4 protein-coding genes are annotated in these 10,293 nt (G+C 59.1%); all 4 read right to left on the reverse strand.

The annotated features are described in order from the left end of the window. Positions 1–40: 40 nt before the first annotated feature. The 4 genes from AC1DZU_RS33280 to AC1DZU_RS33295 all read right to left on the reverse strand — a co-directional run bounded on the left by AC1DZU_RS33280 (position 41) and on the right by AC1DZU_RS33295 (position 9,754). Positions 41–661 (reverse strand): hypothetical protein, encoded by a 621-nt coding sequence (locus AC1DZU_RS33280; RefSeq protein ID WP_477291417.1) that lies wholly within the window; start codon positions 659–661, stop codon positions 41–43. 246 nt (positions 662–907) lie between these two features. Then, complete coding sequence (locus AC1DZU_RS33285) at positions 908–1,744, reverse strand: PRC-barrel domain-containing protein (RefSeq protein ID WP_477291411.1); 837 nt, start codon at positions 1,742–1,744, stop codon at positions 908–910. A gap of 212 nt (positions 1,745–1,956) precedes the next feature. Further along, on the reverse strand, positions 1,957–4,032 hold the full coding sequence (locus AC1DZU_RS33290) for a response regulator (RefSeq protein WP_477291413.1): 2,076 nt from the start codon (positions 4,030–4,032) through the stop codon (positions 1,957–1,959). A gap of 10 nt (positions 4,033–4,042) precedes the next feature. After that, positions 4,043–9,754, reverse strand: a complete 5,712-nt coding sequence (locus AC1DZU_RS33295; RefSeq protein ID WP_477291419.1) for a HAMP domain-containing protein — start codon at positions 9,752–9,754, stop codon at positions 4,043–4,045. Positions 9,755–10,293 lie beyond the last annotated feature (539 nt).

A 10,293-nucleotide genomic window follows, 5' to 3' on the forward strand; every position in this document is an offset into this window, starting at 1 on the left:
GCATCCCTGAAGTCCGACATGACAATGATGACACGTTGATCTAGCGGAGCAGCCCTTCGTCGTCGAACGCATCCCAGTCCTTCAACTGAGGCCGGGGCAGGTCCCCATCGCGGTTGTTCTTGGAACCGCGAGCCTTGTCGCCGCCCTTGCCTGCCCGTGTCAGGGCGGCCTTGCCGGCACCGCGCCGCCTGTTCTCTGCAACTTCCTGCGCATCCTCCTCCCGCCAGACGCTCGGCAGGTCTCGGTCAAGTACATCCTCGATATGCTTCGGATCGAAAACGTGGAACGTGACGGCCTTCGATCGTGCGCGCATCTTCACCGTGCGCCTGCCGACGCTTTGCAGTCGCCCGTCCTTGAGCCACTTGTGACGCTCGCGGGAAGAGATCGTGAGGATATCCTCTACCTCGCGCGGCAGGACCGGCAGCACTTCGATGGTTTCAAGCGTCTTGGCGATCTTGTCCGAAGCCGCCTCGAACGATTCTGCATCGTCTTCGCGCATGCGCAATGCGATGCGGCCAGTCTCGGCTTTGACGTATTTCCTCACCGGCCATGGCAGGCGGGCGCGCACTTCGCGCTCGATCCCTTTCGTGCGCACCGCGGACCCAAGCGTCGCCGATGGCAGCAAAGGCCACTCGGCAATCATTGACAGCGGAGCGCTCATGCTTCGCCCGGAGCTGCGATCTGGTAAAAATTGCCGCAGCGTGCCAATCAGAACCTCCCGCCAACTGCTCACCATTTCGGATTTTTGCAATGGACCACCTGACAACTAGGTCGGGTTGATACGGTAGACATCTGCAGGCTTTCCAGCACCGACTGGAGCGAGGCCAGGTGCGCGCACGAGGCCCGCGTCGCAGCATCTCCTATACTGGCTCGCGTCACCAAGGACGCGAGCCAGGTCGAAAAGGTTCTACTTCTCAAGAATTATGCGCTGCTTGTCGCGATTCTGGGCGTAGGTGCTCTTGTCGTAAGCCGCCTGCGCTTCGAGCTGCGCCTTCGTAAGGTTTGTGTAGAGGTAGCGGTTGCCGTTCTTGTCGGTCATGAACTTGAGCTTTTCCATTCCGACTGCGACCGACTTTTCTCCGATGCCCAAGAAGCCACCGACGTCGACGACAATGGCATCAACCTTCTTGTCTGTGCTCAAAACTATGTCGCCGATCTCTCCAACCTTGGCGTCATCGGCGCCGTACACGGTGGTTCCGATCAAATTCTCCGCGCTGATCTTGTCCGCGGGCATCTCCGTCAGTGCCGACTTGTCAATGGCGGCGGTGGCGGTGCTGTCAGTAACCGCGGGCGCCGCTGATGGGGCGGCGATTGTGTCATAGGCCTTGGTGTCGAAGTTGGCCTGGGCTTGGAGATCTTCCTTTGTCGTCTTGGCGACCAACCACCGGCTGCCGTTCTTCTCTACCCATTCAGCCTTGCTGAAGTCATAAGCGACGTTCTTTTCGCCAATCCCCAGGAAGCCTCCGACACCAATGATGATGAACTTGGCTTTACCGTCCTTGGCGAGAACAATGTCATTCACGTCACCGATCTTCTCGGCATTGTCTGCGGCACTGTTGTAGACCGCAGCGCCCATAATCTTGCTCACGAGGCTCCCGTCAGGGACCGCAACGGTAGCTGTTGGAGCAGTATTCTGAGTTGCGTTGGCAGGCTTGGTGGCATCTTCAGAATGGGCGCCCGATACCACCAGGGCTGATGACAGCAGCGTGACCACGGCGGTGGTGGTCAAAAGTTTGCGGATCATGGTATGTTTCCTTGTGCGTTACGTTGATGCACGCCGCGCTCGGCTGAACCCGTTGCAAGGCGGCTGAGCGCGGCATCTTGCACGGTCACAACGAGCCTCTCACGGACAAGTTCCGCCTCGGTAGATCTGTCTTCGCCTGTTGATATGAACTGGCCTGGAACCCGCAAGAGTGGGCCGTGATTGAGTTAAGCCGCGGTCCCCCTTAGGCTGCCCTACCCTGTCTCAATCGCCTTGGAGTTGGCATGGGCGATTGCGTGAAAGATGCCCTCGATGAGATCTTTTTCCCGGAATGGCTTGCTTAGCAATGGGACATCCAACGGACGATCGGCAATCGCGCTCGCGTCAGCGTACCCGGTTATGATTACCGCTGGCCAGTCCGAGCGCAGATTGCGTGCAAACCGAATGACCTCCACTCCGGATACCAGGGGCATAGCGAAGTCTGTAACGATCACGTCGAAATCATTTGGCGTCCGTTCAATGGCCGCCAGCGCCTCGGCGCCGCCCGCTGCACAGGTCACAGCGAAACCCCGCTGCCGGAGCGACTCAGCTGTCAGCTGCCGGAGTGCGCTGCTGTCGTCAATCAGAAGAATCGACGGGCGTTCGTTACTCGCATAGACCAGAATTTGCTCTGCCGAGGGTTCAACCACATCGCTGACCGGCTGCTCGACCGAACGTGGCAACCACAGTTCCATGGCAGTTCCGCGTCCAACGACACTGTCTATGCGCAGCGCGCCGCCGGACTGCTTCATGAAACCGTAAACCGTGCTGAGCCCTAACCCCGTTCCTTTGCCGACTGGCTTTGTGGTGAAGAATGGTTCGACCACCTTGGCCAAAATATCCGGCGCGATGCCCGCACCGGTGTCTTTGACGGCGATAACCACATAGTCGCCAGGCGCCAGATCGTCGGATACCGTCTTAATTGTCCGATTTTGCGCCTGGACGCTAATTGTTCCACCCGAAGGCATAGCGTCGCGGGCGTTGAAAACCAAATTCATCAAGGCAAGTTCAAGCTGCCCGGCATCGACACGAGCCGGCCAAACCGCATTATCGATCTGCCATTCGAAGCGGATCAGCCCTCCCAAGACCGGAGCGACCAACCCGTTCATGGTGTCGCCAAGCGCCGCAAGCCGCACAGCTTCGGGCTTCAGGGTCTGACGCCGCGAGAAGGCGAGCATTCGCGTGACAAGGTCAGCACCTTGTTTTGCAGAACGCCGCATCAGGTCGAGAACCTGTCGTGCCTGATCATCCAACGTCCCTTGACGTTCGAGCAGTCCCAATCCGCTGAGAATTGCGGCGAGCAGATTGTTGAAATCATGAGCCAAGCCGCCCGTAAGCTTGCCGATTGCGTCAAGACGCTGTGACTGCAGCAGCTGATTTTCGAGGCCGCGCCGCTCGGTAACATCGAGCAACGTGCCCAGTATCTCGGGGTCGCCACTGTCAGAGCCGTTCGACATCACACCTTGATCAAGAAAGATGCGATACTCGCCATTGGCGCACTGCCAGCGGAATTCGCAAGCGTAGGAGCCGGTGGTTTTTGCCTCTCGCAGTGCTTGTTTCAACCTTGGTAGATCGTCGGCGTGGACTCGGCTGAGGCCGAAGGTCGGATCCGAGGTCAGATATTCGGCCGAAAACCCGGTCAGGCGCTCGACACCGTTGGTCACAAAGCGCGTCGCGAAGGGTGGCTCGGCTGCCCGCGCATGGAAGCAGACCGGCAGCGAACTCAAGATAGTATCCTGCCGCTCCTCCGCGCTGCGCAGAGCCCGCTCGGCCTGGAGCTTTTCTTTCTGTGCCTGCAGCGCCTTGGCAAGAAGCCCTTGTTCTACCGCCGCCTTCCGCTGGATCTCCAGGGTCTTTTCGTGAAGCTCGACGAAAACCGCGACTTTCGAACGCAGAATGATCGGATCAAATGGCTTGAACACATAGTCCACTGCGCCGGCATCATAGCCGCGCAGCATATGGGCGTCCTCTTTGTTGATGGCGGTGAGGAAGATGATTGGCGTGCGCTTGGATTGCTCGCGCTGGCGGATAAGCGCGGCCGTTTCATAGCCGTCTATCCCCGGCATAAGCACATCCAGCAGGATGACGGCGAAGTCCTCCTTCAACAAAAAGCGCAGGGCCTCTTCGCCCGATTGGGCGCAGACAACGTCCCCGGTTGTAGCGAGAACTTCGCTGATCGCCAGCAGATTGCGTTCATCGTCGTCCACAGCAAGGATGCGCGCTTTTGCCGGCCCTTCGGCCAGTTGTACCGCCTCAAGTTTTCTTACTCTGTTTCCGGGAAGCCTATGCATGGACCGGCCGTCAGTTCACTGCCATGAGCATTTTTTCCTGGGTCTCGACACGTGATCGGGAACGACCAATCCAGACGCGAAGCAACGCCAGCAGCAGATCAAGATCGACCGGCTTGGCGATATAATCGGAAGCACCGGCGTCCAAACATTTTTGCCGATCGCCCTTCATCGCTTTGGCAGTAACAGAAATCAGCGGGATGTGAGCGATCGCCGCTGTGCCACGAATGCGCCGCATCGTCTCGTAGCCGTCCATCTCCGGCATCATTATATCGATCAACGCTGCATCGACATCGGGGGTTTGTTCCAGAAGCGCAATGCCGTCGCGGCCCCGCTCAGCATGCAGAACCTGTATATCGTAGGTCTCCAGGACGCTGGTGAGGGAGTAGATGTTGCGGATATCGTCGTCGACGATGAGAACCTTCGCGCCCGCCAGATCGGACTTGCCGTTCTGTTGGGTTCCAGTCCCGCCCTCTTCGCGACCTTCTCCCGGCAGCGTTGCCGACATATGAAGCGAGAGCTGAGCAAAATTCTCGGCCCGGGGCGCGTTCGCAAAAGCCGGTTTCAAGGCCAGTATCTGGTCAAGCGCATCCGGATGAGGGGCAAAGAACAACAACTGCGGCAAGCCTTCGCCGAATTGGCCAATGACCTCGTCCAGCGCTTGGGCATTGTCCTTGGCAGAACGTCCAAAGCCAAGCACGATAGCATCATACGAGACCACGCTAATGTCGTCCGCATTTGCCGCGAAACGACCGACCGCCGTGACCGAGGTCACGCCGTCGCGGATCGCTTCGACCAGCGAGAGCCGGCGCTCAGGATCGGGGTCGGCGACCAGCACGCGTCGCTGGATACGAAGTTTCTTGGAATGGATGTCCTGGAACACCTTCATCAGTTCATCAGAGGACACCGGCTTAGTGGAAATGCTGGACGCCCCCTTGCGGGCAAGACTTTCGATATCTTCCGCACCTGAGATCACGTGGACGGGAATTCCCTTGGTTTTCTGGTCATGACGCATCAGATCGAAAAGCACCCAGCCGTCGATGTCCGAAAGCCCGAGATCAAGCGTAATTGCGTCGGGAACCAGTTTGCGGGCCAACGCAAGAGTGCCTGAACCCGCGTTCGACAAGACGCCTTTCAGGCCGGCCGAGCGTGCGAGACCAAGCAGCAATCCTCCAAAGGTCGGATCGTCTTCGACGATCAGCACGACCCGGTCGGTCGGCGAGATGGAATCGCGGTCGTCGATCAGTTCTGTCGAAGGCGGACTGCCGAGCGATGCTGGCGCAGCGACGGCGTCCGTCGGAGGAAGCAAGGCCGTCTGCATTGCCGCCACCCGGGGACCGGCGAATGGAATGACCAGAGTAAAAGTCGACCCCTTGCCCGGGGTGCTTTCGACCCGCAATTCGCCGCCAAGCAAGCGGGCGATCTCCCTGCTGATCGAGAGCCCGAGCCCAGTGCCGCCATATTTGCGGCTGGTGGTGCCGTCGGCTTGCTGGAAGGCTTCGAAAATCAGCTTCTGCTTGTCTTCGGGAATACCGATGCCGGTATCGGTCACAGCGATCGCCAGCGCCTTCGCCGGGTGCGCGGCGCTATTGCGTCTCCCGGTCTTCTCGACCCGGAAATTCAGACTGACCTCGCCCTCTGAGGTAAACTTGAATGCGTTCGAAAGCAGATTGAGGACAATCTGCTGCAGGCGCTTCTCGTCCGTGCGAACCGTATCGGGAAGGGCCGGGTCCACCTTGATGGTGAAGCCGAGGCCTTTGTCGGCCGCCAGTTGACGGAACGTACGCTCCATATGCTGGCGCAGATGTGACACCGGCATGTCGTTGAGATCGATGGAGACCGTACCAGACTCGATCTTCGACAGATCGAGGATATCGTTAATGAGGCTGAGAAGGTCGGTTCCGGCAGAGTTGATGGTGCGTGCGAACTCGACCTGCTTTTCGTTGAGATTGCCTTGCTGGTTGGTCGCGAGCAGGTTTGACAAAATGAGCAGTGAATTGAGCGGCGTGCGCAGTTCGTGGCTCATATTGGCCAGGAACTCGGACTTGTACTTGGACGTAAGCGCCAGCTGCTCGGCTTTCTCCTCCAATGCGCGCCGTGCCATCTCGATTTCGAGATTCTTGTTTTCAACCTGTTTCTTTTCGTTTTCGAGCAGTTGCGCCTTTTCCTGCAGCTCCTCGTTCGTCGCATGCAGCTCTTCCTGTTTCTTGGTCAGTTCGGTCTGCCGTGCTTGCAATTCCGAAGTCAGCAGCTGCGACTGCTTCAGTAGCCCCTCGGTACGCATCGTTGCGGCAATGGTGTTGAGAACGATGCCGACGGACTCCATTAACTGGTTGAGAAACGACTGATGCGTGTCGCGGAATTCGCCGAACGAGGCAAGTTCGATGACGGCTTTCACCTCGTCCTCGAACAACGCGGGGAGGATGATGACGTTGGCCGGCGAAGCGCTGCCGAGACCAGAGGTGACGCGCAGGAATTCGGGCGGCACATTGTCCAGCATGATGGCACGCTTGTCGGCTGCACTTTGCCCGACCAGACCCTCGCGCAGATCGAGGCGCTGCTTGATGGCTGCCTTGCTTTCGGCACCATACGACGCCGCCAGTTCGAGATAGGATTCCTCCTCGTCTCGATTGGTTACGTAGAACACCCCATATTGCGCGTTCACCAGAGGAGCGAGTTCGGACATGATGAGCCGCGAAACGGTGGCGAGGTCGCGCTCGCCTTGCAGCATTCGCGAAAACCGGGCGAGATTGGTCTTCAACCAATCCTGCTCGGCATTTTTCAGCGTCTGATCCTTCAGGTTGCGGATCATCTCGTTGATGTTGTCTTTGAGGGCAGCGACTTCGCCAGACGCTTCGACGCTAATCGAGCGAGTCAGATCACCCTTCGTGACGGCCGTGGAGACCTCAGCGATTGCGCGCACCTGGGTGGTCAGATTTGCGGCGAGCTGGTTGACGTTGTCGGTCAGATCGCGCCATAGGCCGGCCGCTCCCGGCACGCGCGCCTGTCCACCGAGCTTGCCCTCGATACCCACCTCACGAGCCACGTTGGTCACCTGGTCGGCAAAGGTGGCCAGCGTTTCGATCATCCCGTTGATGGTGTCGGCCAGAGAGGCGATTTCACCTTTGGCGTCCACCGTCAGCTTGCGCTTGAGATTGCCTTGCGCGACCGCCGTTACGACGTCAGCGATGCCACGGACCTGATTGGTCAGGTTTGTCGCCATCAGGTTGACGTTGTCGGTCAGGTCTTTCCACGTACCGGCGACGCCTTCGACACGAGCTTGACCGCCAAGCTTGCCTTCGGTGCCAACCTCACGCGCGACGCGGGTCACCTCGCCGGCGAAGGAATTGAGCTGGTCCACCATGGTGTTGATGGTCGACTTCAGCTCGAGGATTTCGCCCTTCACGTCGACAGTAATCTTCTTCGACAGATCACCGCGTGCGACGGCGGTCGTCACTTCGGCAATGTTGCGCACCTGACCAGTCAGATTCTCGGCCATGGAATTCACATTGTCAGTAAGGTCCTTCCACGTGCCGGCAACGCCGCGCACCTGCGCCTGACCGCCGAGCTTGCCTTCGGTGCCAACCTCGCGCGCCACGCGCGTCACTTCGCCAGCGAAGGAGTTGAGCTGGTCGACCATGGTGTTGATGGTCGACTTGAGCTCAAGAATTTCGCCCTTCACGTCGACCGTGATCTTCTTCGACAGATCGCCGAGCGCCACAGCCGTGGTGACTTCGGCGATGTTGCGGACCTGGCCGGTCAGATTGGCGGCCATGGCATTGACGTTGTCAGTCAGGTCCTTCCAGGTGCCGGCAACGCCGCGCACCTGGGCCTGGCCGCCCAACTTGCCGTCCGAGCCGACCTCGCGGGCGACGCGTGTCACTTCCGACGCGAACGAATTCAACTGGTCGACCATTGTGTTGATGACGTCCTTGATCTGCAAAATCTCGCCCAAGGCATCAACAGTGATCTTCTGTGTCAGGTCGCCCGTCGCAATGGCCGTCGCCACCTTGGACACGTCGCGCAATTGTACGGTCAGATTGCCGGCCATGGCGTTGACATTGTCGGTCAGATCTTTCCACGTGCCACCGACGCCTTCCACATGCGCCTGACCGCCAAGCTTGCCTTCTGAACCGACCTCACGCGCCACGCGAGTGACTTCAGAGGCGAACGAGTTCAACTGATCGACCATTGTATTGACGGTGTCCTTAAGCTCTAGGATTTCACCTTTGACGTCGACGGTGATCTTCTTCGACAGGTCCCCTCGGGCCACGGCCGTCGTCACCTCGGCTATGTTGCGGACCTGGCCTGTCAGGTTGGCCGCCATGAGATTGACGTTGTCGGTCAAATCCTTCCAGGTGCCACCGACCCCCCTCACCTCCGCCTGGCCGCCAAGCTTTCCTTCTGTTCCCACCTCGCGCGCTACGCGGGTGACCTCCGAGGCAAACGAGTTCAGCTGATCGACCATCGTGTTGATGGTGTCCTTAAGCTCAAGGATTTCGCCTTGTACCGCCACGGTGATCTTCTTCGACAGATCGCCCGATGCGACCGCCGTCGTCACCTCGGCAATGTTGCGCACCTGACCGGTCAGATTCTCGGCCATTGAGTTGACGTTGTCAGTAAGGTCCTTCCACGTGCCGGCGACGCCGCGAACTTGTGCCTGGCCCCCGAGCTTGCCTTCTGTGCCGACCTCGCGTGCCACGCGCGTCACTTCGCCCGCGAACGAGTTGAGCTGGTCGACCATCGTGTTGATGGTCGACTTCAGTTCGAGGATTTCGCCCTTCACGTCGACCGTGATCTTCTTCGACAGATCGCCAAGCGCCACGGCGGTCGTCACCTCAGCAATGTTGCGCACCTGGCCAGTGAGGTTCTCAGCCATGGAATTCACATTGTCGGTCAAATCCTTCCATGTCCCGCCGACACCCTCGACGCGCGCCTGGCCACCGAGCTTGCCTTCTGTGCCGACCTCGCGTGCCACGCGCGTCACTTCCGACGCGAAGGAATTGAGCTGGTCGACCATCGTGTTGATGGTGTTCTTGAGTTCGAGGATCTCGCCTTTAACGTCGACCGTAATCTTCTTCGAGAGATCGCCCGAGGCAACCGCGGTGGTGACCTCTGCGATGTTGCGAACTTGGCCGGTCAGGTTGGTAGCCATGGCGTTGACGTTGTCAGTCAGATCTTTCCACGTGCCGGCAACGCCTTTCACGCGCGCCTGGCCGCCGAGTTTGCCTTCGGTGCCGACCTCGCGCGCCACGCGCGTCACTTCGGAGGCGAAGGAGGCAAGCTGGCCCACCATGGTGTTGACGATCTTGCCGATGCGCAGAAATTCGCCGCGCAGCGGCCGCCCGTCGATTTCGACCATCATTGTTTGGGAAAGGTCGCCCTTGGCGACCGCGCCGATGACGCGGGCAACCTCGGCTGTCGGCTGAACCATGTCCTCAATCAGATCGTTGACCGATCTGACACTGGACTCCCAACTGCCAGTGGCGTTTCGAACCCGCCCGCGCTCACCTATCCGCCCATCCTTGCCGACGACCCTGCTGAGCCGCTCGAACTCACGCGTCACCTGATCGTTGAGATCAACGATCTCATTGAAGGTTTCTGCGATTTCCGAATCGAGCCCTTCGTAGACGTTGTCGATGCGGATGGAAAAGTCACCGCGCCGGAAAGCTTTTAGAGAATTGAGGATGCTTCGACGGTCCAACTGTTTTTTGGATGCCTGCACTGTCACAGCGCCACTCCCCAGCCTAGTGGATTCAATGTTGGATAAATTGCCCCCGCGGCCAATGAGATATTCCGCCGCAACGCCGAAAACGCTTTAGTTTGAATATGGTTCCATCGTCGGTTGTTGCGCCTTGGGCTGGCTTATCGGACCTTCAATGCAAAGCCGTCCCCGCTCGTGACCTGGCCAAGCAGGCTACGCCTGCCATCCGGACTTTGCCCCCTCGGCGTCGACAAAACATCTTACGGGCGTCGAAGACCCAGCATAAAGGCGGTCAACGTAGCGCTCGCGCATGCCACCGCTAATAGCGCGACCACGCCAGCGGAGTTCGACTTTTGCTCTGCGCGAAATGGGATGGGGCGGTGTGCCGGCGAAGCACTCGGGACTAGTGCGTTCAGATCGGACCTGCTGCCATGTCGAACGGAATAGGCGCGAGTGAATTCGGCGCCGAGAAGAAAGATTTCCGATGAGTAGTAAACCCACAGGAGTATGACGAGCAGTCCGCCGGCGGCCCCATACGAGGATGCGATCGCACTGGTGCC

It is taken from the genome of Mesorhizobium sp. P2_A12 (assembly GCF_056405075.1).